Annotated in this window: 21 protein-coding genes and 3 pseudogenes; 18 read left to right on the forward strand and 6 right to left on the reverse strand. The window is 37.5% G+C overall.

Annotated features, from left to right (window positions below):
* Positions 1 to 553 (forward strand): annotated as a pseudogene (locus FIM66_RS06240) (DUF1542 domain-containing protein); the annotation flags it as partial.
* 218 nt (positions 554 to 771) lie between these two features.
* On the opposite strand, the gene FIM66_RS06245 reads toward FIM66_RS06240, so the two are convergent.
* The 4 genes from FIM66_RS06245 to FIM66_RS08245 all read right to left on the reverse strand — a co-directional run bounded on the left by FIM66_RS06245 (position 772) and on the right by FIM66_RS08245 (position 3363).
* The gene (locus tag FIM66_RS06245; protein ID WP_021310300.1) at positions 772 to 1908 is read right to left on the reverse strand and encodes a potassium channel family protein; all 1137 of its coding nucleotides are present in this window, start codon (positions 1906 to 1908) and stop codon (positions 772 to 774) included.
* A 186-nt stretch (positions 1909 to 2094) separates the two neighbouring features.
* The gene (gene rpmB, locus FIM66_RS06255; RefSeq protein ID WP_001119005.1) at positions 2095 to 2283 is read right to left on the reverse strand and encodes a 50S ribosomal protein L28; all 189 of its coding nucleotides are present in this window, start codon (positions 2281 to 2283) and stop codon (positions 2095 to 2097) included.
* 98 nt (positions 2284 to 2381) lie between these two features.
* A complete protein-coding gene (locus FIM66_RS06260; RefSeq protein WP_140600235.1) occupies positions 2382 to 3224 on the reverse strand; it encodes an HpaA family protein in 843 nt (280 codons plus the stop codon).
* A gap of 10 nt (positions 3225 to 3234) precedes the next feature.
* On the reverse strand, positions 3235 to 3363 hold the full coding sequence (locus tag FIM66_RS08245; protein ID WP_274595219.1) for a hypothetical protein: 129 nt from the start codon (positions 3361 to 3363) through the stop codon (positions 3235 to 3237).
* Here FIM66_RS08245 and mraY point away from each other — a divergent pair.
* Both mraY and murD read left to right on the forward strand, forming a co-directional pair.
* Positions 3355 to 4416, forward strand: a complete 1062-nt coding sequence (mraY, locus tag FIM66_RS06265; RefSeq protein WP_140600236.1) for a phospho-N-acetylmuramoyl-pentapeptide-transferase — start codon at positions 3355 to 3357, stop codon at positions 4414 to 4416. The genes FIM66_RS08245 and mraY overlap by 9 nt on opposite strands.
* Entirely contained in the window at positions 4417 to 5685 is a 1269-nt protein-coding gene (gene murD, locus FIM66_RS06270) for a UDP-N-acetylmuramoyl-L-alanine--D-glutamate ligase (protein ID WP_140600237.1), read from the forward strand.
* On the opposite strand, the gene FIM66_RS06275 is transcribed toward murD, so the two are convergent.
* Positions 5682 to 5942: an HP0495 family protein gene (locus FIM66_RS06275; protein WP_140600238.1), complete on the reverse strand. Its 261-nt coding sequence runs from the start codon at positions 5940 to 5942 to the stop codon at positions 5682 to 5684. The genes murD and FIM66_RS06275 overlap by 4 nt on opposite strands.
* A complete protein-coding gene (gene ybgC / locus FIM66_RS06280) occupies positions 5932 to 6333 on the reverse strand; it encodes an acyl-CoA thioesterase YbgC (protein WP_075651863.1) in 402 nt (133 codons plus the stop codon). Before ybgC ends, FIM66_RS06275 begins: the two co-directional genes overlap by 11 nt.
* 229 nt (positions 6334 to 6562) lie before the next feature.
* Between ybgC and FIM66_RS06285 the strand changes: the two genes are divergently transcribed.
* The 15 genes and pseudogenes from FIM66_RS06285 (at position 6563) to cagD (ending at position 23029) form a co-directional block, all read left to right on the forward strand.
* A complete protein-coding gene (locus FIM66_RS06285) occupies positions 6563 to 7891 on the forward strand; it encodes a sodium-dependent transporter (RefSeq protein WP_140600239.1) in 1329 nt (442 codons plus the stop codon).
* A gap of 10 nt (positions 7892 to 7901) precedes the next feature.
* Positions 7902 to 9230 carry a sodium-dependent transporter gene (locus tag FIM66_RS06290; RefSeq protein WP_140600240.1) on the forward strand — a complete coding sequence of 443 codons (1329 nt, stop codon included), beginning with the start codon at positions 7902 to 7904 and terminating at the stop codon, positions 9228 to 9230.
* Between the two features lie 14 nt (positions 9231 to 9244).
* Complete coding sequence (locus FIM66_RS06295) at positions 9245 to 10309, forward strand: phospholipase A (RefSeq protein WP_140600241.1); 1065 nt, start codon at positions 9245 to 9247, stop codon at positions 10307 to 10309.
* Between the two features lie 55 nt (positions 10310 to 10364).
* The gene (dnaN, locus tag FIM66_RS06300; RefSeq protein WP_140600242.1) at positions 10365 to 11489 is read left to right on the forward strand and encodes a DNA polymerase III subunit beta; all 1125 of its coding nucleotides are present in this window, start codon (positions 10365 to 10367) and stop codon (positions 11487 to 11489) included.
* A 12-nt stretch (positions 11490 to 11501) separates the two neighbouring features.
* Positions 11502 to 13823, forward strand: a complete 2322-nt coding sequence (gene gyrB / locus FIM66_RS06305; RefSeq protein ID WP_120927942.1) for a DNA topoisomerase (ATP-hydrolyzing) subunit B — start codon at positions 11502 to 11504, stop codon at positions 13821 to 13823.
* Positions 13824 to 13868: 45 nt separating this feature from the next.
* A pseudogene (locus FIM66_RS06310) lies at positions 13869 to 14887 on the forward strand (adenine methyltransferase).
* Positions 14874 to 15626, forward strand: a pseudogene (locus FIM66_RS06315) (R.Pab1 family restriction endonuclease). The pseudogenes FIM66_RS06310 and FIM66_RS06315 overlap by 14 nt, the downstream one beginning before the upstream one ends.
* A gap of 208 nt (positions 15627 to 15834) precedes the next feature.
* Entirely contained in the window at positions 15835 to 17055 is a 1221-nt protein-coding gene (gene csd3 / locus FIM66_RS06320; protein ID WP_140570028.1) for a peptidoglycan DD-metalloendopeptidase Csd3, read from the forward strand.
* Entirely contained in the window at positions 17055 to 17693 is a 639-nt protein-coding gene (locus tag FIM66_RS06325) for an NUDIX hydrolase (protein ID WP_140600243.1), read from the forward strand. The genes csd3 and FIM66_RS06325 overlap by 1 nt, the downstream gene beginning before the upstream one ends.
* Positions 17694 to 17703: 10 nt before the next feature.
* Positions 17704 to 19056 carry a plasminogen-binding protein PgbA gene (gene pgbA, locus FIM66_RS06330; RefSeq protein WP_140600244.1) on the forward strand — a complete coding sequence of 451 codons (1353 nt, stop codon included), beginning with the start codon at positions 17704 to 17706 and terminating at the stop codon, positions 19054 to 19056.
* A 4-nt stretch (positions 19057 to 19060) separates the two neighbouring features.
* Positions 19061 to 20440, forward strand: coding sequence for a glycolate oxidase subunit GlcD (glcD, locus tag FIM66_RS06335; RefSeq protein ID WP_140548491.1), 1380 nt, complete (start codon positions 19061 to 19063; stop codon positions 20438 to 20440).
* 22 nt (positions 20441 to 20462) lie between these two features.
* Positions 20463 to 21227: a 4-hydroxy-tetrahydrodipicolinate reductase gene (dapB, locus tag FIM66_RS06340; protein ID WP_140490961.1), complete on the forward strand. Its 765-nt coding sequence runs from the start codon at positions 20463 to 20465 to the stop codon at positions 21225 to 21227.
* 456 nt (positions 21228 to 21683) lie between these two features.
* On the forward strand, positions 21684 to 21911 hold the full coding sequence (gene cagB, locus FIM66_RS06345) for a cag pathogenicity island protein B (protein ID WP_000428894.1): 228 nt from the start codon (positions 21684 to 21686) through the stop codon (positions 21909 to 21911).
* Positions 21912 to 22056: 145 nt separating this feature from the next.
* Positions 22057 to 22404 carry a cag pathogenicity island type IV secretion system protein CagC gene (gene cagC / locus FIM66_RS06350; RefSeq protein ID WP_140600245.1) on the forward strand — a complete coding sequence of 116 codons (348 nt, stop codon included), beginning with the start codon at positions 22057 to 22059 and terminating at the stop codon, positions 22402 to 22404.
* A 1-nt stretch (position 22405) separates the two neighbouring features.
* Positions 22406 to 23029, forward strand: a complete 624-nt coding sequence (gene cagD / locus FIM66_RS06355; protein ID WP_140548495.1) for a cag pathogenicity island type IV secretion system protein CagD — start codon at positions 22406 to 22408, stop codon at positions 23027 to 23029.
* Positions 23030 to 23032: the final 3 nt, after the last annotated feature.

Here is a 23032-nt window from a genome sequence, read left to right on the forward strand (position 1 = left end):
GATCACTAACATTAACGAAGCTAAAGAAAGCGCTACAACGCAAATTAACACGAATAAGCAAGAAGCTTTAAACAACATCACGCAAGAAAAGCAACAAGCCACAAGCGAGATTATTGAAGCGAAAAAAACCGCATTTAACGAACTTTTAGAAACCTTGAAGCCGAAATTTAGCGGCTTGTTTGCGGGCATGTATTACATTCATAATTTGATCTATATCCAAGGCGGATGGGAGCAAAAAGTGAAAGACTTGAGCGATTACACGCTAGAGAAAAATAAGAAATACGAAATAGAAGTTTTTTTTAATTTTGTTAGCGCGAAAAATTTAGAAGCTAGCGCGGTTTTTGGGCTGAAAGTGCAAGAAGACTTTTTGAAAGAAAGCATCCAAAAAATCACGCATAAGTATGTATCACAAATTTATTATGCAAAGCTTTTAGTGGAAAATGTGAGCGGTGTTTTAGGATTGTATCATGGGTATTTTTTTGGCAATATCAATTATTTCAATGAAGCGATAATAACGAGCATATCAAAAATGAGAACTTTAAAAGGGTTATAACATTAACTCTCATTGAGTGTATGGGTGTGAGAAAAATAAGCCTCAAATCCGCTTAAATCTTGGATCTATTCTAATTAAACATGAATAACTAAAGCTTTTTGGCTAACGCCAAGCTCTTTGCTATGGATTGTAAAAAATGTTTTTAGCATTTTTTAGATTTTATCATTCATATTTGATGAGAGCCAAGCCTTTTTTATCTTATAAAAAGGCTGTATCAATCACAAGGAAATGTAATCCACTTCTTTGGGTCTTTGATGGTTGGCAATGAGTTGCTTACAGGTCGCAACGCCTTCTGAAGTGCCAACCATCAATAGTTTGGATTCGCTTGCAATGATCGTTTCTCCATCGGGCATAGGGATGTATTTGCCATCTTTTTGAGTGATACCAATCACAAACGCTTTAGCGATCTCTCTAAAATGGGCTTCTTTTAATTTCCTTAACACAAGCCAGCTAGTTTTAGGGACAATCACTTCCTCTAAGTCTAAAAGCGTGTCTTTTTTATTGATAAAACGCTCTAAGATATTTTCCATATCCGGACGCACCGCCATCGCGCTCACTCTCTGCGCCATGAGTTTTGTAGGGGAAACCACCATATCAGCCCCTAATTTTTTTAATTTTTCTAAGCCTTCATCGCTATGCGCGCTCGCAATGATGTAGTAAGGTTTGCGCTTTAATTCCTTTTCAAACAAGCGCACGCTCACCATTAACGCCACATTCACCGGTAAAATCTTGGACAACGCCACAACGCCCCTAGCGCTGCTTAAGTGGGTTTTTAGCATGGCTAAATTGGTGTGCGGATCGCCTATGATATAGTAGGGGTATTTGTGCTTAATGGCTTCTTCTTCAAAACTAGGGTCATTATCCACGACCACAAAGGGGATTTGAGCGGAGCGGAACTGCTTGCTCAATTCAATGGTGTATTCATTGTGGTAACAAATCACATAATGATCCTTAAGGCGCGCGATTTTATAAATCATACCTTTCTCCTTAATCAATCTGGTAAGCGTGCCTTTATTGACCACGCTAACTAAAATAGCCACGCTAAAAGCAATAATTCCCGTCCCACAAAACATTAAAATGGAAGTTAAAAAAATACTTATAGGCCCAAACTGGCTTTCATTTAAAGCGCCAAACCCTGTAGCTGTCATGGTGTAAGTCGTTTGAAAGAAAGCTTGCATAAGGCTATAATTTTCTAGGGCGAAGTATCCCAGAGTGCCTAAAAGCACAAGCAATTGGATTAAAATAAGCGGGAGTCTAAAGACCTTAAATTGCTCATAGATTTCAGAATTTAAATTGACTTCTGGCTGATTTTCATCGTCTTTTTTGATTTTAAAAAATTTCAACTTTTCAAACAAAACCAATTCCTAGATCAAAATAAATTCTTTTGAAAGCGTTTGCTTCTAAGTTTGATCAAAACGCTAAACCTAATTTAGGCTGTGTTTTAATCTTAAAAAGAAGTTTAGATTTAAGGGGAGTTTTAAAAAGGTTATCAAAAACATCAAAACCACCCCTACAATCAAAATGGACAGAAATTCTAAAAACTAAGCCCCTTTACGCATGGTTCTTAAAGTGGAAGCAGCTACCTTAATGCGTTTAGTCGTGCCGTCATCTAATTGGATCTTAATAGATCGCAAGTTGGGGAGTAAGCGACGCTTATTTTTGTTGTTCGCATGACTGACATGATTGCCTATCATAGGCCCTTTAAAAGTTAAAGTGCATCTTTTTGCCATTGTGTATCCTTAAATATGAAATAAACTTTGCATTATACTTAAAATAGCCTTTAAAAAGACTGATTTTAAGGCTAATTTTTAAATAGTTCGTTTGAGAACTACTTTTTTGGAGGCATAGAACTTTTAAAGCCTTTCATTCTGTCAATAGCGTCTCTGTATTTGGCAATATTTTCTTCTGTAAGTTCTGTTACAGCTTTTTTCATGACAACGGCATACATTCTGTTTAAGATCTTATGTATCGCGTCTTCTTTATTCTTTTCTAAATCTTCATGGATAACGCTGTCTAAAGAATCAAACCCTCCAGAATTACTATGTTTGTAAGTATAGGTCATTGCCTGAAAAGTTCCCACTTCCACAGCAAAATCATGGACTACACGATTGCTTTCTGGCTCATAAAAATTAAACCATACAGAGCCTGAGCTTTGATCCACTAGCGTGTCTAAATTAGGATTATTGGGATCTTTTAAATTCATTTTCAAATCTTCTAAGATTCCTACCCACCCTTTCAAATCCAAAACGGAAAAAATCTTTCTTTTATCTTGTGCGCTTAAAGCTTTTTCATCTTGAAAACGCAACACTTGATAGCCTCTTTTTTCAAAAATAGTTTGGATTTGATTGGCTAAAGCGTCTTGAAACTTGTCAATATAGGGTTTTAGATTATCGCTCACTTGAATGTGCGGCACTAAAATACCTACAATATGATGGTTTTGTGGGGCTTGAACAATATGTATCGGATAATTAAAATCTAGTGGCGTAACATGTTCAGAGCTTGTTTTTATTCTTTCATGAGTTTGAACGGGTGGTTGGTTTTTGGCGTTATTTGGTGTTTTTGTCTCAGCGCTTGGATTCATCGTGCAACCGATTAACACGCTTGAAAGCCCTAAAGCCGCTAACATTTTAGAATAAACTCTAACTTTTTTAAAAACAAACGAATGTTCCATGAAAAGACTCCTAAAAATTAAAAATAACATCCAATCCTACCCTATTTATGCTATTTTTAAGTAAACCAATTTGCGCTACAATTTTCTTTTTTCTGATTCCAAGCATGGCGATTTTACCACAAGGGATTTTATGCTCCATTCTTTACTATATGGCTATTTTAATATCAATCTTTTCCAGTATTTGACTTTTAGAGCAGGGTTAGGGTTTTTCATAGCCTTTTTCCTCACGCTTTTTTTAATGCCTAAATTCATTCTATGGGCCAAGGCTAAAAAGGCTAACCAGCCCATTTCTAGCTTCGTGCCAAGCCACCAGAATAAAAAGGATACCCCTACGATGGGGGGGATTGTTTTTGTTTTTGCAACCATTGTTGCGAGCGTGTTGTGCGCGTCTTTGGGTAATCTTTATGTGTTGTTAGGGATAATCGTGTTAGTGGGCTTTAGTTTTGTGGGTTTTAGAGACGATTACACTAAAATCAACCAACAAAATAACGCTGGAATGAGCGCGAAAATGAAATTTAGCATGCTTTTTGTCCTTTCGCTTGTGGTGTCTGTTTTATTGAGCCTTAAGGGGTTAGACACTTTTTTATATGCGCCTTTTTTGAAAAACCCCTTGTTTGAAATGCCCGCAATTTTAGCGGTTGGTTTTTGGGTGTTGGTTTTTTTATCCACGAGCAATGCGGTGAATTTAACAGATGGGTTAGACGGCTTAGCGAGCGTGCCTAGCATTTTCACCCTCTTAAGCCTTTCTATCTTTGTGTATGTGGCAGGGAATGCGGAATTTTCTAAATACTTGCTTTATCCTAAAGTCATAGATGTGGGGGAATTGTTTGTTGTCTCGTTAGCGTTAGTGGGATCGCTCTTTGGCTTTTTGTGGTATAACTGCAACCCGGCAAGCGTGTTTATGGGCGATAGCGGGAGTTTGGCTTTAGGGGGGTTTATCGCTTATAACGCTATTGTTTCGCATAATGAAATCTTATTGGTTTTAATGGGATCTATTTTTGTGGTAGAAACTTTGTCTGTGATCTTGCAAGTAGGGAGCTATAAAACCCGTAAAAAACGCCTTTTTTTAATGGCGCCTATCCACCATCATTTTGAACAAAAGGGCTGGGCAGAAAATAAGGTGATCGTGCGCTTTTGGATCATTTCTATGCTGAGTAATTTAGTCGCTCTTTTAAGCTTGAAAGTGCGTTAAATGAAAATTTCTTTATTTGGGCATGGCAAAACCACTCTAGCCCTAGCGCGTTTTTTTAAAAAAAACCATAACGAAGTCAAATTTTTTGATGACCGATTCACTTCATTTCATAAGGATAGCGAGGGTTTTCTTTGCTATCCCAGTAAGGATTTCAACCCTAATGATTCCCAATTAGAGATAGTCAGCCCTGGCATCAGTTTCACGCATCCTTTAGTCATAAAAGCCAAGCATTTAGTGAGCGAATACGATTATATTGACAGCTTGTTTGATTCTGTTTTCACGCCTACTATAATAAGTATTAGCGGCACTAATGGTAAAACCACCACGACAGAAATGCTCACCATGCTTTTAGAAGATTTTAAGGCTGTGAGTGGGGGGAATATCGGCACGCCCTTGATTGAATTGTTTGAAAAACAATCGCTTTTGTGGGTGTTAGAAACAAGCTCCTTTTCTTTGCATTACACTAATAAGGCTTACCCTTTAATCTACTTGCTCATCAATGTAGAAGCCGATCATTTGACTTGGCATTGCAATTTTGAAAATTATTTGAACGCTAAACTCAAGGTTTTAACATTGATGCCTAAAACTTCGCTCGCTATCCTCCCTTTAAAATTTAAAGAACATTCAAGAGTTCAAAACTCGCAAGCGCAAAAAATCTTTTTTGACAAAAGCGAAGAGATTTTAGAGTGTTTAGAAATCCCTTCTAACGCCCTTTTTTTTAAGGGAGCGTTTTTATTAGACGCTGCCTTAGCCCTTTTAGTTTATGAACAATTTTTAAAAATAAAGAATTTAAAATGGCAAGATTACAGAGAAAACGCCCTTAAAAGACTGAACGCTTTTAAAATCGGCTCGCATAAAATGGAAGAATTTAGGGATAAACAAGGGCGTTTGTGGGTAGATGACAGCAAGGCCACGAACATTGATGCCACCTTACAAGCCCTAAAAACCTTTAAAAACCAAAAAATCCATTTGATTTTAGGGGGCGATATTAAAGGGGTCAATTTAACCCCCCTTTTTGAAGAGTTTAAAAACTATAAAATAAGCCTTTATGCCATAGGATCAAGCGCTTCTATCATCCAAGCTTTAGCGTTAGAATTTAATGTTTCTTGTCAAGTTTGTTTAAAGTTAGAAAAAGCGGTTCAAGAAATTAAAAGCGTTTTATTACAAAATGAAATTGCTTTGCTTTCACCCAGTGCGGCCAGTTTGGATCAATTCTCTTCGTATAAAGAAAGGGGTGAAAAATTCAAGGCGTTTGTTTTAAAAGACTAAAGTGCATGCACCACGACTTCTAATTGTGAGATTTTTTGAAAAATCTCATTCCGTTCTGCTTCGTTTGAAACTTTCATAGAAACATTAAAACTATAAAATCTAGCGTTTTTAGAAGTGTTTTTAAATTCCAATTTAAAGGGGCGTTGGTAGGTTTCTAAAAGCTCTTTTAACGCGCTTGTATCTTTAGTGGTCATAATCACCCTATAATCCCAAAGGCAAGGGTAAATGATAGTGGGTTTTTTTAAATCAGACGGCATTGAATAAATCCTTAAACAATTTAGGGATGGCAATAGGGCTGTATGTAGAGCGATTGACAAAGCCAAACTTGATTTCTGAAGCAAAGACTTTAAAAGGCTTCATAGGCTCTAAAGAAGCGTTTTGGATGCAATAAATTTCTTGAAAAAGCACCACAAAAACCTTTCTTAATTCTTTAATTTGCGTTCTTATTTCTAAGACCTGCCCAAGGCTTGCGGGGGTGAAAAAATCCGCTTTGATAGAGCGGATAACAAACACGCCTTCTTCATTTTCTGGCAAGACCTTTTGTTTAAAAAAAAACTCGCTCCTAGCCCTTTCGCAATATTTCAAATAATTCGCATGATAGACCACGCCTTCAGAGTCGGTATCTTCGTAATATACCCTACAGTGCATTAATTCCCCTTACTTAAATAATGAAATTTTCTCAAAATTATACAATATGTAACTTAACTATAGTATAATCCAAGGGCGTTGCTTTATGTTTTTTAGGTATTTTTAAAGTGGGTTTTTTCTTAAATCTTAAGATCTTTAAAGATTTTAAAAACTAATACAGCAATAGTTGGACGATTAAGGACATCGCTCTTTAATTTTAATCATTGACAAGGAGTTTGGTAGTTAAGATATGGGTAATCATTTTTCTAAATTAGGATTTGTTTTAGCTGCATTAGGGAGTGCGATAGGTTTAGGGCATATCTGGCGTTTCCCCTATATGACTGGGGTGAGTGGTGGGGGTGCTTTTGTTTTATTGTTTCTATTTTTATCTTTAAGCGTTGGTGCGGCGATGTTTATCGCTGAAATGCTATTAGGACAAAGCACGCAAAAAAATGTAATAGAAGCTTTCAAAGAGCTTGACATTAACCCTAAAAAACACTGGAAATACGCAGGGCTTTTGCTTATTTCTGGGCCTTTAATACTGACTTTTTACGGCACGATTTTAGGTTGGGTGCTTTATTATTTAGTGAGTATTAGTTTTAATTTGCCTAACAGTATCCAAGAATCTGAACAAATCTTTAATGATACCTTACAATCCATTAGGTTACAATCCATAGGGCTTTTGAGCGTTTTATTGATAACCGGATGGATTGTTTCTAGGGGGATTAAAGAAGGCATTGAAAAACTCAATTTGGTTTTAATGCCCTTACTCTTTGCTACTTTTTTTGGTTTGCTTTTTTATGCGATGAGCATGGATTCTTTTTCTAAAGCTTTTCATTTCATGTTTGATTTCAAACCAAAAGATTTGACTTCTCAAGTGTTCACTTATTCCTTGGGGCAGGTTTTCTTTTCTTTAAGCATAGGTTTAGGGATCAATATCACTTACGCTGCGGTTACGGATAAAACGCAGAATCTGCTTAAAAGCACTATTTGGGTGGTTTTATCAGGGATTTTGATTTCTCTTGTGGCAGGGCTTATGATTTTCACTTTTGTGTTTGAATATGGGGCGAATGTCTCACAAGGCACAGGGTTAATCTTCACTTCTTTACCGGTGGTTTTTGGCCAAATGGGAGCGATAGGCACTCTTGTTTCAGTTCTTTTCTTGCTCGCACTCGCTTTTGCTGGCATCACTTCTACGGTGGCTTTATTAGAGCCAAGCGTGATGTATCTTACCGAAAGGTATCAATATTCTCGTTTTAAGGTTACTTGGGGTCTTGTAGCACTCATTTTTATCGTAGGCGTGGTGTTGATTTTTTCGCTTCATAAAGATTATAAAGACTCACTCACTTTCTTTGAAAAAAGTCTTTTTGATTGGTTGGATTTTGCATCAAGCACCATTATCATGCCTTTAGGTGGGATGGCAACCTTTATTTTTATGGGCTGGGTTTTGAAAAAAGAAAAATTGCGTCTTTTAAGCACGCACTTTTTAGGCCCTAAATTGTTTGCAACTTGGTATTTCTTGCTTAAATACATCACCCCTTTAATTGTGTTTTCTATTTGGTTGAGCAAGATTTATTAAAACATTTAGCATGGGAAAATTTTCTAAATTAGGCTTTATTTTAGCCACTTTGGGTAGCTCTATCGGTTTAGGGCATATTTGGCGCTTTCCTTATATGGTGGGCCATAATGGGGGGAGTGCGTTTGTGCTTTTATATCTAGTGCTAACCTTGAGTTTAGGCATTGCTATGCTTTTAGTGGAAATGCTGATTGGGAATTTGGGTAAAAAAGATGTTGTTTCTAATTATCAAATACTAGATCCTAAAAGGAAAAAATACTACCCTTTCACTTCTTTTTTTATTTTAGGCGGTCCTCTCATTTTATCCTTTTATGCGGTGGTGTTAGGCTGGGTGCTTTACTACCTTTTTGTAGTAACTTTTGATTTGCCTAAAGATTTAGAGCAAGCCAAAATGCAATTTAGCATGCTCCAAAATGGCAGTTTGATTTGGCCTGTTATTGGCTTTAGCGCATGCTTATTGCCGACAATATGGTTTGTTTCTAGGGGGATTGAAGAGGGGATTGAGAAATTAAATGTAGTGCTGATGCCCTTATTGTTTGTGATTTTCATAGGACTTTTAATCTATGCGATGACTTTAGAAAGCATGCCTAAAGCTTTGCACTTTTTATTTAATTTTGAGATTCAAAAGATTGATTTTAAAGTTATTATGGACGCTTTAGGGCAGATGTTTTTTTCTTTGAGTTTGGGGGTAGGCACGATTATTACTTATTCAGCTTTCACGCCCAAAAAAGAAAATCTGTTCAAAAGCTCTTTATTTATTGTCTTGCCCGGTATTTTAATCTCTTTGATTGCCGGGGTGATGATTTTCACCTTTGTGTTTGAATACCATGCAGATGTGTCTCAAGGACCAGGGCTTGTTTTTATTTCCTTACCTTTGACTTTCGCTAAAATGGGGATAAGTGGGCAGATTGTCTCGCTCTTTTTCTTTATGGCGCTTGTTTTTGCTGGGATCACTTCCACGGTTTCTTTGATAGAGCCTTTAGCGCTTTATTTAATCAATCGTTTTAATTTCTCGCGCCTTAAAGCGTCGCTATGGATAGGGATTGTTGTGTATGTTTTAGGCGTTTTAGTCATTCTTTCTATGAATGAACGATACGCTAAGTTTTTGAGTTTTGCTCATAAGAGCGTGTTCGGGTGGCTGGATTTCATCACTTCTTCATTTTTAATGCCTTTGGGAGGCTTGTTTTCAGTCTTGTTTGTGGGATGGATTTTAAATAAAAAGCGCTCTTTTTTAGCCACGAAGCATTTCTTTAACGCAAACGCTTTTAAAGCGTGGCATTTTAGCATTCGTTTTATCGCGCCTGTAGTGATTTTAGCGATTTTCATCTTGCAATTTAAGTGAAATAAGGATGCTTGATGAAAAGCATTTTGCTCTTTATGATTTTTGTAGTTTGTCAGTTAGAAGGCAAAAAATTTTCACAAGATAATTTTAAGGTGGATTATAACTACTATTTGCGCAAACAGGATTTGCACATCATTAAAACGCAAAACGATTTGTCCAATGCTTGGTATCTCCCTCCACAAAAAGCCCCCAAAGAACATTCTTGGGTGGATTTTGCTAAAAAATATTTAAACATGATGGATTATCTAGGCACTTATTTTCTGCCTTTTTATCATAGTTTCACCCCCATTTTTCAATGGTACCACCCCAATATCAACCCCTATCAACGCAATGAGTTTAAGTTCCAAATCAGTTTTAGAGTGCCTGTATTTAGGCATATTCTTTGGACTAAAGGCACGCTTTATTTGGCTTATACCCAAACTAACTGGTTTCAAATTTATAATGACCCCCAATCCGCTCCCATGCGAATGATCAATTTCATGCCTGAACTCATCTATGTTTATCCTATTAATTTTAAACCTTTTGGGGGTAAAATAGGGAATTTTTCTGAAATTTGGATAGGTTGGCAGCACATTTCTAATGGCGTGGGGGGCGCGCAATGTTACCAGCCTTTTAAAGACGGCAATCCTGAAAACCAGTTTCCAAGAGGGCCTGTAATCGTTAAAGATTATAACGGGCAAAAAGACGTGCGCTGGGGGGGGTGCCGCTCTGTGAGTGCGGGGCAACGCCCTGTGTTTCGTTTGGTGTGGGAAAAGGGAGGCTTGAAAATCATGGTCGCTTATTGGCCCTATATCCCTTATGATCAATCCAACCCTAATTTGATTGATTACATGGGGTATGGTAACGCTAAAGTTGATTACAGGAGAGGGCGCCATCATTTTGAATTGCAACTTTATGATATTTTCACGCAATACTGGCGTTATGATCGCTGGCATGGAGCTTTCCGCTTAGGCTATACCTACCGCATTAACCCTTTTGTGGGGATTTATGCGCAGTGGTTTAATGGCTATGGCGATGGCTTGTATGAATACGATGTTTTTTCCAATCGTATAGGGGTAGGAATACGCTTAAACCCTTAAAAAAACGCTCTTTTATGCTATAATAAGACTAAAAATTCAAGGGGATTATTCAATTATGAAAATCAGTGTTAGTAAAAACGATTTGGAAAACACTTTGCGCTACTTGCAAGCTTTTTTGGATAAAAAGGACGCTTCTTCTATCGCTTCACACATCCATTTAGAAGTCATTAAAGAAAAGCTTTTTTTAAAGGCTAGCGATTCAGATATTGGGCTAAAAAGCTATATTTTTACGCAATCTAGCGATAAAGAGGGCGTAGGCACGATCAACGGGAAAAAGTTTTTGGATATTATCTCATGCTTAAAAGACTCTAATATTATTTTAGAGACTAAAGATGACAGCTTGGTGATCAAACAAAATAAAAGCTCTTTCAAACTCCCCATGTTTGACGCTGATGAGTTCCCTGAATTCCCTGTTATTGATCCCAAAGTGAGTTTAGAAGTTAATACCCCTTTTTTGGTAGATGCGTTTAAAAAAATCGCTCCTGTGATTGAGCAAACCAGCCATAAAAGGGAATTAGCCGGTATTTTAATGCAATTCAATCAAAAACACCAAACCCTTTCAGTGGTAGGCACGGATACCAAGCGGCTCTCTTACACGCAGTTAGAAAAAGTCTCTATCCATTCCACCGAAGAAGACATTTCTTGCATTTTGCCTAAAAGAGCTTTATTAGAAATCCTTAAGCTTTTTTATGAAAATTTCAGTTTTAAAAGCGACGGCATGTTAGCGGTGGTTGAAAACGAAACGCACACTTTTTTCACCAAGCTCATTGATGGGAATTACCCTGATTATCAAAAAATCCTCCCCAAAGAATACACTTCTTCTTTCACTTTAGGCAAGGAAGAATTTAAAGAGAGCATTAAATTATGCAGTTCTTTAAGCTCTACCATTAAACTCACTTTAGAAAAAAACAACGCTTTGTTCGAATCTTTGGATTCTGAGCATAGCGAAACGGCTAAAACCTCTGTTGAGATTGAAAAAGGTTTGGATATTGAAAAAGCCTTTCATTTGGGCGTGAACGCGAAATTTTTCCTTGAAGCCTTGAATGCTTTGGGGACAACGCAATTCGTTTTAAAATGCAATGAGCCTTCTTCGCCTTTTTTGATCCAAGAGCCTCTTGATGAAAAGCAAAGCCACTTGAGCGCTAAAATCTCCACTTTGATGATGCCAATCACATTATAAAGGCTTGATTGAATGCAAAATTACCAGAGCCATAGTATTAAGGTTTTAAAAGGCTTAGAGGGGGTTAGGAAACGCCCTGGAATGTATATTGGCGATACCAATGTGGGTGGGTTGCACCACATGGTGTATGAAGTCGTGGATAACGCTGTAGATGAGAGCATGGCGGGCTTTTGCGATAGGATTAACATCACTTTGACTAGTGAGGGGTCATGCGTTGTAGAAGATAACGGGCGAGGCATTCCTGTAGATATTCACCCCACGGAAAAAATCCCCGCTTGCACTGTGGTTTTAACGATTTTGCATGCGGGGGGTAAGTTTGATAATGATACTTATAAGGTTTCAGGCGGTTTGCATGGCGTGGGCGTTTCGGTTGTGAACGCTTTGAGCAAACGCTTGATTATGACCATTAAAAAAGAGGGTCAAATCTATCGCCAAGAGTTTGAAAAGGGTATCCCCATTAGCGAGCTTGAAGTCATTGGCAAGACTAAAAGCGCTAAAGAAAGCGGCACGACTATTGAATTTTTCCCTGATGAAAGCGTGATGGAGGTCGTTGAATTTCAAGCGGGTATTTTGCAAAAGCGCTTCAAAGAAATGGCGTATCTTAATGATGGCTTAAAAATTTCTTTCAAAGAAGAAAAAACCCAACTGCAAGAGACTTATTTCTATGAAGACGGCTTGAAACAATTCGTGAAAGACAGCGCTAAAAAAGAATTACTCACCCCCATTATTTCGTTTAAAAGCATGGATGAAGAAACGCGCACTTCTATAGAGGTCGCTTTAGCGTATGCTGATGATTACAATGAAAACACCTTAAGCTTTGTGAATAACATTAAAACTTCTGAGGGCGGCACGCATGAGGCGGGCTTTAAAATGGGCTTGTCTAAAGCGATTTTACAATACATTGACAATAACATTAAAACTAAAGAGTCGCGCCCCATCTCTGAAGACATTAAAGAGGGCTTGATCGCTGTTGTGAGCTTGAAAATGAGCGAGCCTTTATTTGAAGGGCAGACTAAATCCAAACTCGGCAGTTCGTATGCGCGCACACTGGTTTCAAAATTAGTCTATGATAAAATCCATCAATTTTTAGAAGAAAACCCTAACGAAGCTAAAATCATCGCTAATAAAGCCCTATTAGCTGCAAAAGCCAGAGAAGCCAGCAAGAAAGCCAGAGAGCTTACAAGGAAAAAAGACAATTTGAGTGTCGGCACTTTGCCTGGAAAATTAGCCGATTGCCAGAGTAAAGACCCGCTTGAGAGTGAAATCTTTTTAGTGGAGGGCGATAGCGCGGGCGGGAGCGCTAAACAAGGGCGCGATAGGGTTTTTCAAGCGATTTTACCTCTAAAAGGTAAGATTTTAAATGTGGAAAAAAGCCATTTGTCAAAGATTCTAAAATCAGAAGAAATTAAAAACATGATCACGGCTTTTGGGTGCGGCATTCAAGAGAGTTTTGATATAGAAAGATTGCGCTATCATAAAATCATTATTATGACCGATGCTGATGTGGATGGGAGTCATATCCAAACCTTGCTGATGACTTTTTTCTATCGTTATTTACGCCCGCTGATTGAACAAGGGCATGTTTTTATCGCTCAAGCCCCTCTTTACAAATATAAGAAAGGCAAGACAGAAATTTATCTTAAAGACGGCGTCGCTTTGGATCATTTTTTAATTGAGCATGGCATCAATTCGGTGGATATTGAAGGGATTGGCAAGAACGATTTGATGAATTTGTTAAAAGTGGCACGCCATTACCGCTATACGCTTTTGGAATTAGAAAAACGCTACAACTTGCTAGAAGTTTTACGCTTTTTGATTGAGACTAAGGACGCCTTAAGCCTTGATATGAAAGTTTTAGAAAAAAGCATTTTAGAAAAATTAGAGGGCTTGAATTATCAGATCTTACGCTCTTTTGCTACTGAAGAAAGCTTGCATTTGCACGCACAAACCCCTAAGGGCTTGGTGGAATTTAACCTAGATGACAACCTCTTTAAAGAGGTGTTGTTTGAAGAAGCGAATTACACTTACCAAAAGCTTATGGAGTATAATTTAGATTTCTTAGAAAATAAGGATATTTTGGCGTTCTTAGAAGAAGTGGAAAATCACGCTAAAAAGGGAGCGAATATCCAGCGCTATAAGGGGCTAGGCGAGATGAACCCTAATGATTTATGGGAAACGACCATGCATAAAGAAAACCGCAGCTTAATCAAACTCAAAATTGAAGATTTGGAAAAAACCGATGCAGTCTTTTCGCTTTGCATGGGCGATGAAGTAGAGCCTAGAAGAGCCTTTATCCAAGCGCATGCTAAAGATGTGAAACAGCTAGATGTGTAAGGGATTTTGATTAGAACCCCTAAACATTTAACCAAGCAAGAGAGCGTGAACTTAGGGGCTTACTACACGCCCCCTTATTTAGTGGATTGTGCTTACAAGCTTTTAAAAAAGCATGTTGGTATTGAAAACTACACGCTTTTAGACACCGCATGTGGCAATAAAGAATTTTTAAAACTCCACCACCCTAAAAAAATAGGAGCGGATATTGACCCTGAGTGTGGTGCTTTAATGATAAACGCTCTAGCCAATCCTAAAAGAGAAAATTATGGCGTTAGCCAAGATGAGCCTTTAATCATTGTGGGCAATCCCCCCTATAACGATAGAACTTCCTTTGTCAAACAAGATATTAAAAATAAAGATTTCATTTTTGAGATAGACAACGATTTGAAATCTAGGGATTTAGGGATAAGTTTTTTAAAATCTTTTGCAATTTTAAAGCCGGCGTTTATTTGCGTGTTACACCCTCTATCTTATCTCATCAAAGAATCTAACTATCTTATCTCATCAAAGAATCTAATTTTAAACAATTAAAGCTATTTAAGGATCATTACAGGCTTTTAGACGCTTTGGTTGTTTCTTCTAAATCTTTCACTAAAAGTAACGAATTTCCTATTGTGATAGCTTTATATGAGCGAGGGCGAATGGATTATGCAGATATGAGGCGTTTTATTTTTCCAACTGATTGCGATACGACGCTATGCTTAAACGATTTTGACTATATAGCCAACTATGTGGATAAATACCCTAACGCTAAAAAGGTTGGTGCATGCGTGGGATATTTTTTCCCTATGCGAGACATTAACGCTCTCAAACGCAACAAAACTTTTTTAAACGCGCCAAGCGAAAATGCGGTGCGAATCAGTCAAGATAAATTGATTTATTACCAATATATCCATTATTTTAAGGAAATCGCTCCTAAAATCCCTTATTATTTTGGTAATTTGGATATTATTATTGATCATTTCGCTTTTTTAGAAATTAAAGACGCTTTTTTAAAAGATAAAAGAGCGCGTTTAGAATATTTTAAAAAATTGTTTCAAGGACACCCTTGTGAGTTTGATTAAAGTTAATGATGATAAAAAAGTAATTGAGGTTTCTATTCCTTTAACTTCAATTTCAGGCAAAGTGCGTGTAAAAATCAGACATGCCTTTAGCGATTATGGCATTTCAACAGCGACTAGAAAAATCCCTTTCAGTTTAAAACATTATGTAGAGTGGCAAATCGGTTATGATGTCCCCATTAAAGACAAAGAAAAATTTGAGCTCACTACTTTAAAAGATGAAAAATATCATTTTTTAGGGGCTAATAATAAAGTAAAAACCCTTTATGAATTGAGTGAAATGATTGATTACGCTAAGTAATTAAATTTAATCAGTTTAGAAAATTTAGAAAATACTTTAAAATATTTAGAAAAACAAAAACAATTCATAGAAGATAGTTTCACGATTACAAGAGAGAGAGATTTAGATCGCATCAATTTGGTGGCATGGATTTTGAACTTTCACGCATTTCTTATCTTTTACTCATTCATTCTTTTAATGATAATCAGTTGAGCGAAATCGTTATTAGAGAGCAACAATACGGCTCTAAAACCCATGCTGTATTTTTGCTTTTCTATTTTGGAGTTAAAAACCACTACCCCCTTATTAAATAGAACGGCTGCACTCAAAGAACATGCCCTTTTAACTATCCATAAAACCAACGCTCTTGTGTTTTTAGAAATGCTTAAAATTTTTGGACTTTTAAGCCAAGCGCACCATAACGATATGTTAAAGATTTTAGAAAAAATACTTCAAAATTAATAATGATACGAATTGTTAGAAAGGGAATATCCAACGCTATAAAATCTAGGCGAGATAAACCTATTTATGGGGAATAACCATGCACCAACAAAACGCGCTTCATAAAGCTATAAAAACAAGGCTAGGCTTTAAACTTGTATCGTTTTTCTTTAATGGCTTATGTTATACTAATGAAATACAGATTCAATTGAAGGCATTAAACAACTGCATGGTATTTTTTCATAAGAAAATTATTTTAAATTTTATCTATTCTTTAATGGTTGCTTTTTTATTCCATTTATCCCATGGGGTTCTTTTAAAAGCCGATGGAATGGCTAAAAAGCAAACTTTATTGGTGGGTGAAAGGCTTGTGTGGGATAAGCTCACGCTGTTAGGGTTTTTAGAAAAAAACCATATCCCTCAAAAACTCTACTACAACCTGAGCTCTCAAGATAAAGAATTGAGCGCTGAAATCCAAAGCAATGTTACCTACTACACCTTAAGAGATGCTAACAACACGCTCATTCAAGCCCTTATCCCTATAAGCCAGGATTTGCAAATCCATATTTATAAAAAAGGGGAGGATTATTTTTTAGACTTTATCCCTATTATTTTCACTCGTAAAGAAAAAACCTTGCTTCTTTCCTTACAAACTTCGCCCTATCAAGATATTATCAAAGCCACCAATGACCCCCTTTTAGCCAACCAATTGATGAACGCGTATAAAAAAAGCGTGCCTTTTAAACACCTAGCAAAAAACGATAAAATCGCTATCGTTTATACAAGAGATTATCGTGTGGGGCAAGCGTTTGGCCAACCAACCATTAAAATAGCCATGATTAGCTCTCGTTTGCACCAATACTATCTCTTTTCCCATTCAAACGGGCGTTATTACGATTCAAAAGCGCAAGAAGTGGCAGGGTTTTTACTAGAAACCCCGGTGAAATACACCCGCATTTCTTCGCCTTTTTCTTATGGGAGGTTCCATCCTGTCTTAAAAGTCAGACGGCCTCATTACGGCGTGGATTATGCGGCTAAACATGGCAGTTTGATCCATTCTGCTTCAGATGGCCGTGTGGGTTTTATAGGGGTTAAGGCGGGGTATGGGAATGTGGTTGAAATCCATTTGAATGAATTGCGCTTGGTGTATGCTCACATGAGCATGTTTGCTAAGGGGTTAAAAAAAGGATCGTTCGTTAAAAAAGGGCAAATCATAGGAAGAGTGGGAAGCACCGGTTTAAGCACCGGGCCGCATTTGCATTTTGGCGTGTATAAAAACTCCCGCCCGATTAATCCTTTAGGCTATATCCGCACCGCTAAAAGCAAATTGCACGGCAAACAAAGAGAGATTTTTTTAGAAAAAGCTCAGCATTCTAAGCAAAAATTAGAAGAACTTCTTAAAACCCATTCCTTTGAAAAAAATTCATTTTATCTTTTGGAGGGTTTTTAATGTCTTATTTTAAGAATGCTTTCAATCAAAAATCTTTAATAGATGATTCCAGTGTGTATTTAGAGCCTTGTTCTAGCTCTAATTTCATAGAATTAAAACGCATGCATTATGATGAAGAGAATACTAAGAAAACATGGGATATTATTAAGTCTTTAGACAGCGTGGCGGTTTTACTCTATGAAAAAGAATCCGATTGCTTTGTGATTGTGAAACAATTCCGCCCAGCCATTTATGCGCGCCATTTTCATTTTAAGCGCGATCAAGATCAAAATATTGACGGATACACTTATGAATTGTGCGCGGGGCTTGTGGATAAAGCTAATAAGAGTTTAGAAGAAATCGCTTGCGAAGAAGCGCTAGAAGAATGCGGTTATCAAATTAGCCCCAAAAATTTAGAAACCATAGGCCAATTTTATAGTGCGACTGGGTTGAGTGGGAGTTTGCAAACGCTCTATTACGCTGAAGTGTGCGCGAATTTGAAAGTTTCAAAGGGTGGGGGGATTGATACAGAAAAGATTGAAGTGCTGTTTTTAGAGCGATCAAAAGCCCTTGATTTTATAGTGGATTTTCAATACGCTAAAACCACCGGATTGTCTTTAGCCATTTTATGGCATTTAAAAAAGTTTAAAAATGTTTAAAAGGAATTTTATGTTAAGGCTTTTGATAGGACTTCTTCTAATGAGTTTTATAAGCTTGCAATCAGCCTCTTGGCAAGAACCCTTAAGAGTGAGTATAGAATTTGTGGATTTGCCTAAAAAAATCATTCGTTTTCCTGCTCATGATTTGCAAGTGGGGGAGTTTGGTTTTGTCGTTACTAAACTTTCAGATTATGAAATCGTTAATTCTGAAGTGGTCATTATTGCCGTTGAAAATGGTGTCGCAACGGCTAAATTCAGAGCGTTTGAGTCTATGAAACAAAGCCATTTACCCACTCCAAGAATGGTCGCTAGAAAGGGTGATTTAGTCTATTTTAGGCAATTCAACAACCAAGCGTTTTTAATCGCTCCTAATGATGAACTCTATGAGCAAATTAGAGCGACTAACACCGATATTAATTTTATTAGTTCTGATTTGTTGGTGACTTTTTTGAACGGGTTTGACCCAAAAATCGCTAATTTAAGAAAAGCGTGCAATGTTTATAGCGTGGGGGTGATTTATATTGTAACCACGAACACGCTCAATATTTTAAGCTGTGAGAGTTTTGAAATTTTAGAAAAAAGAGAGCTGGATACAAGCGGTGTTACTAAAACTTCTACGCCGTTTTTTTCTAGGGTTGAGGGCATTGATGCAGGCACGTTGGGGAAACTTTTTTCAGGCAGTCAGTCTAAAAATTACTTCGCTTACTATGACGCTTTAGTGAAAAAAGAAAAACGCAAAGAAGTGAGGATTAAAAAGAAAGAAGAAAAGGTTGATGCCAAAGAAATTAAACGAGAAATCAAGCAAGAAGCCATTAAAGAGCCTAAAAAAGCCAATCAAGGCACAGAAAACGCTCCTACTTTAGAAGAGAAAAACTACCAAAAAGCAGAGCGCAAACTTGATGATAAAGAAGAAGGGCGTTATTTAAGAGATGAAAGGAAAAAAGCCAAAGCCACCAAAAAGGCTATGGAATTTGAAGAAAGAGAAAAAGAGCATGATGAAAGAGATGATAGGGAGACTGAAGAAAGAAGAAAAGCTTTAGAAATGGATAAAGGCAATGAAAAAGTCAATGCCAAAGAAAACGAGCAAGAAATCAATCAAGAATCCGCTAATGAGCCAAGTAGTGAAAACAACGCCACTCCAAAAGACACAGAAAATACTTCTGTCTTAAAAGAGAGTGCCGCTAAAAAAGAAGCGTCAAAACCAAGCTCTAAAGAAGAAAAACGCCGCTTGAAAGAAGAAAGGAAAAAAGCCAAAGCCGAACAAAGGGCAAAAGAATTTGAACAAAGAGCGAGAGAGCATCAAGAAAGAGATGAAAAAGAGCTTGAAGAAAGAAGAAAAGCTTTAGAAATGAATAAGAAGTAGGCCCATGTTAGAGAAGCAACACATCCAATATTTTAAAAACTTGGTAGGGGGAGAGGATTTTTTCACCGATTTAGCGCATTTGAACGCTTATTGCTATGACGCTACTAAAGAAAGGCATTTGCCTAGCGGCGTGATTTTCCCTAAAAACGAGCGAGAAATCAGCCAGATTTTAAAATACTGCAACGAGCACCGCCTTATCGTTGTGCCTAGGGGGGCTGGGAGCGGTTTTACAGGGGGGGCGTTGAGCGTGAGCGGGGGGCTAGTTTTAAGCGTAGAAAAGCATTTGGATAAGATTTTAGAGATTGACACTAAAAATTTAATCGCTAGAGTAGAGCCGGGCGTGATTAACAAGCATTTCCAAAACGAAGTGGAAAAATTGGATTTATTCTACCCCCCAGATCCAGCGAGCGAGAATCAAAGCACTTTAGGTGGGAATGTCGCTGAAAATGCCGGCGGCATGCGTGCGGCTAAATACGGCATCACGAAAGATTATGTCATGGCTTTAAGGGTGGTTTTAGCGAATGGTGAAATCATAAGGGCGGGCAAAAAAACAATTAAAGATGTCGCCGGCTTTAATATTGCAGGGCTGATGATCGCTAGTGAGGGGTGTTTGGGCGTGATTTCTGAAATCACTTTAAAGCTTTTAGCCAAACCGCCCCTAAAGCAAAGCGCGATGGGGGTTTTTAACCATATTGAAGACGCCATGAACGCCGTTTATAAGACGATGAGCAGCGGCGTTACGCCTGTGGCGATGGAATTTTTGGATAATTTGAGTATCAAAGCGGTTGAAGAGCGATTTTCTAAAGGCTTACCCAAAGACGCTGGAGCGATACTCATCACTCAAGTGGATGGCGTGGTGAAAGAACAGATTGCATGGCAACTCAATGAAATAGAAAAGAATTTTAAAACCAATGGTTGCGTTGGTTTTAAGATCGCTCAAAACGAACAAGAAGAGCAGGATTTATGGTTTTCAAGGCGTAACGCTTCTCAAAGTATTAGCGTTTATGGTAAAAAGAAATTGAATGAAGACGTAACCGTTCCTAGGGCAAGTTTGCCGAGTTTGTTGCAAGAAGTCGCTAAAATCAGCCAAAAATACGGCTTTAAAATCCCTTGCTTTGGGCATACGGGCGATGGTAATGTGCATGTGAATATCATGCTAGAAGATCCTAAAAAAGATTTAGAAAAAGGGCATAAGGCTATGGAAGAGATTTTTCAGGCCGCTATTAGTTTGGAGGGGACTTTAAGCGGGGAGCATGGCATAGGCTTGTCTAAAGCCAAATTCATGCCTTTAGCGTTTAATCATAGTGAAATGGAGCTTTTTAGGAACATTAAAAAAGCCCTTGATCCTAATAATATTTTAAACCCTTTTAAAATGGGGCTATAAAGTTTAAAAGCAAGGAAAGTGCATGAAGATCGGTGTTTATGGAGCGAGCGGTCGTATAGGGAAACTGCTCTTAGAAGAATTAAAAGGGGGGTATAGGGGGTTGGTGCTATCTAGCGTGTTTGTCAGGCAAAAATGCGAAACGGATTTCAGCTCTTTTTCGCACGCCCCTTTAGTAACCAATGATTTAAAAGCGTTTGTGAGGGCATGCGAATGCGTGATTGATTTTTCTTTACCTAAAGGCGTGGATCATTTGCTAGAGACTCTTTTAGAATGCCCTAAAATTTTAGTTTCTGGCACGACCGGTTTAGAAAAAGAAACGCTAGAAAAAATGCAACAATTAGCCTTAAAAGCGCCGCTTTTGCACGCGCACAACATGTCTATTGGGATTATGATGCTCAATCAATTAGCCTTTTTAGCTTCTTTGAAATTAAAAGATGCGGATATTGAAATTGTAGAAACGCACCACAATCTCAAAAAAGACGCACCGAGTGGCACGGCGTTGAGTTTGTATGAAACTTGCGCTAAGGCTAGGGGGTATGATGAAAAAAACGCTATCATCACTCACAGAGAAGGTTTGCGCTCTAAAGAAAGCATTGGCATAGCCGCTTTAAGGGGGGGCGATGTCGCTGGGAAGCACACGATAGGGTTTTATTTAGAGGGCGAATACATAGAGCTTAGCCATACGGCGACTAACCGATCTATTTTTGCTAAAGGGGCTTTAGAAGTGGCTCTATGGCTTAAGGATAAAGCCGCTAAAAAATATGAAATTAGCGAAATGTTTGGTTGAATGTTTTAATTCTTTTTGTATAGATGCACGCTTCTATAATGAAATCACCGCCCTTTATTAGCCTTATTAAAGGGTTTTTACTGCTATAAGGGATATTGCTGACAATCAAGCTGTATTGGAAGAGTTTGTTTTGTAAGGATTATCTTGCCTTGGGTTAGTAACATATTTGGCATTTTTTCATTAATATTGAAAAAAGCCCGATCGTTGCAAGCGTCTAAAGGCTAGGACGATTCACATTTTTACCCATAATTAACAAAAATTTGCTAAAATAGACAAATTTTAATAAGAACAAGAAATAAGAAATGAGCCTTTTTGAAGAAATCAAATGCAATGCTAAAGATGGTTGGACAAGGTGGGCGCATGAAGCGTTCTAAAAATGGTTTGGTTTGTGTGTCATGCTTACTATAGCATGTATAATTAAGCGTTTGTGATCCACAGATCCACATGGGAAACAAAATGGAAAACAAATCAATAGGACAAATTTTCAAAGAGAGTCTCAAAAAAAGTTTCTTTAGTGGTCTATGGAGTTGCTTAAAATGGAGCTTTATTCTCACTCTGATCAGTTTGGGTTTGTTTTTGCTTGTTTTTAGGTTTCAACCTGAGACGATTAAAAAATACATCAAAGATCCTAAAGATCTGCAATTCTACAACGACTTGAGAAAGAAAAATGGTTGGGACAAGTAGGTTTATTGTTTCTAAATTGTGTCAGTTGCCAAACAAAAGCGTCGGTTTTGATTTAAATTATAAAGTAGCGCTTGTGTATGAGTAGCATAAAAATACTTTTTTTTTGATATACTCAAGCGATTGATTTCAATTTGAAAGGAAACGCATGAAATTTTTTACAAGAATCACTGACAGCTACAAGAAAGTTGTAGTAACTTTAGGGCTAGTGGTAACAACCAATCCTTTAATGGCGGTCACTAGTCCTGCAACAGGCGTCACTGAAACTAGAACTTTGGTTATTCAGATCATTTCTGTTCTAGCGATCGTAGGTGGTTGCGCTCTAGGGGTCAAAGGCATAGCGGATATTTGGAAAATCTCTGATGACATCAAAAGAGGTCAGGCGACTGTTTTTGCTTACGCGCAACCCATAGCTATGTTAGCGGTGGCAGGCGGTATTATCTATTTGAGCACTAAGTTTGGCTTCAATATTGGCGAGGGTGGAGGAGCTAGCTAAATTGAATAACAATAATAGTCATAAAAAATTAAGAGGCTTTTTTTTGAAAGTTCTCTTAAGTTTCGTTGTTTTCAGTTCGTATGGGTCAGCAAATGATGATAATTCAAGCAAAAAAGAAGCACTAGAAAAAGAAAAAAACACTCCCAATGGGCTTGTTTATACGAATTTAGATTTTGATAGTTTCAAGGCGACTATCAAAAATTTGAAAGACAAGAAAGTAACTTTCAAAGAAATCAATCCTGATATTATCAAAGATGAAGTTTTTGATTTCGTGATTGTCAATAGAGTCCTTAAAAAAATAAAGGATTTGAAGCATTACGATCCAGTTATTGAAAAAATCTTTGATGAAAAGGGTAAAGAAATGGGATTGAATGTAGAATTACAGATCAATCCTGAAGTGAAAGACTTTTTTACTTTCAAAAGCATCAGCACGACCAACAAACAACGCTGTTTTCTATCATTGCGCGGAGAAACAAGAGAAATTCTATGCGATGATAAGCTGTATAATGTTTTATTGGCCGTATTCAATTCTTATGACCCTAATGATCTTTTAAAACATATTAGCACCGTAGAGTCTCTCAAAAAAATCTTTTATACAATTACATGTGAAGCGGTATATCTATAAAGA

The organism is Helicobacter pylori (genome assembly GCF_006439795.1).
Taxonomy (GTDB): Bacteria; Campylobacterota; Campylobacteria; order Campylobacterales; family Helicobacteraceae; genus Helicobacter; species Helicobacter pylori_CR.

Excerpts from the sequence above, each read along its gene's own strand:
- rpmB (WP_001119005.1), bottom strand. The coding sequence starts at position 2,283 with ATGGCAAAAAGATGCACTTTAACTTTTAAAGGGCCTATGATAGGCAAT.
- FIM66_RS06260 (WP_140600235.1), bottom strand. The coding sequence starts at position 3,224 with ATGGAACATTCGTTTGTTTTTAAAAAAGTTAGAGTTTATTCTAAAATG.
- mraY (WP_140600236.1), top strand. The coding sequence starts at position 3,355 with ATGCTCCATTCTTTACTATATGGCTATTTTAATATCAATCTTTTCCAG.
- FIM66_RS08245 (WP_274595219.1), bottom strand. The coding sequence starts at position 3,363 with ATGGAGCATAAAATCCCTTGTGGTAAAATCGCCATGCTTGGAATCAGA.
- murD (WP_140600237.1), top strand. The coding sequence starts at position 4,417 with ATGAAAATTTCTTTATTTGGGCATGGCAAAACCACTCTAGCCCTAGCG.
- FIM66_RS06275 (WP_140600238.1), bottom strand. The coding sequence starts at position 5,942 with ATGCCGTCTGATTTAAAAAAACCCACTATCATTTACCCTTGCCTTTGG.
- ybgC (WP_075651863.1), bottom strand. The coding sequence starts at position 6,333 with ATGCACTGTAGGGTATATTACGAAGATACCGACTCTGAAGGCGTGGTC.
- FIM66_RS06285 (WP_140600239.1), top strand. The coding sequence starts at position 6,563 with ATGGGTAATCATTTTTCTAAATTAGGATTTGTTTTAGCTGCATTAGGG.
- FIM66_RS06290 (WP_140600240.1), top strand. The coding sequence starts at position 7,902 with ATGGGAAAATTTTCTAAATTAGGCTTTATTTTAGCCACTTTGGGTAGC.
- FIM66_RS06295 (WP_140600241.1), top strand. The coding sequence starts at position 9,245 with ATGAAAAGCATTTTGCTCTTTATGATTTTTGTAGTTTGTCAGTTAGAA.
- dnaN (WP_140600242.1), top strand. The coding sequence starts at position 10,365 with ATGAAAATCAGTGTTAGTAAAAACGATTTGGAAAACACTTTGCGCTAC.
- gyrB (WP_120927942.1), top strand. The coding sequence starts at position 11,502 with ATGCAAAATTACCAGAGCCATAGTATTAAGGTTTTAAAAGGCTTAGAG.
- csd3 (WP_140570028.1), top strand. The coding sequence starts at position 15,835 with ATGGTATTTTTTCATAAGAAAATTATTTTAAATTTTATCTATTCTTTA.
- FIM66_RS06325 (WP_140600243.1), top strand. The coding sequence starts at position 17,055 with ATGTCTTATTTTAAGAATGCTTTCAATCAAAAATCTTTAATAGATGAT.
- pgbA (WP_140600244.1), top strand. The coding sequence starts at position 17,704 with ATGTTAAGGCTTTTGATAGGACTTCTTCTAATGAGTTTTATAAGCTTG.
- glcD (WP_140548491.1), top strand. The coding sequence starts at position 19,061 with ATGTTAGAGAAGCAACACATCCAATATTTTAAAAACTTGGTAGGGGGA.
- dapB (WP_140490961.1), top strand. The coding sequence starts at position 20,463 with ATGAAGATCGGTGTTTATGGAGCGAGCGGTCGTATAGGGAAACTGCTC.
- cagB (WP_000428894.1), top strand. The coding sequence starts at position 21,684 with ATGGAAAACAAATCAATAGGACAAATTTTCAAAGAGAGTCTCAAAAAA.
- cagC (WP_140600245.1), top strand. The coding sequence starts at position 22,057 with ATGAAATTTTTTACAAGAATCACTGACAGCTACAAGAAAGTTGTAGTA.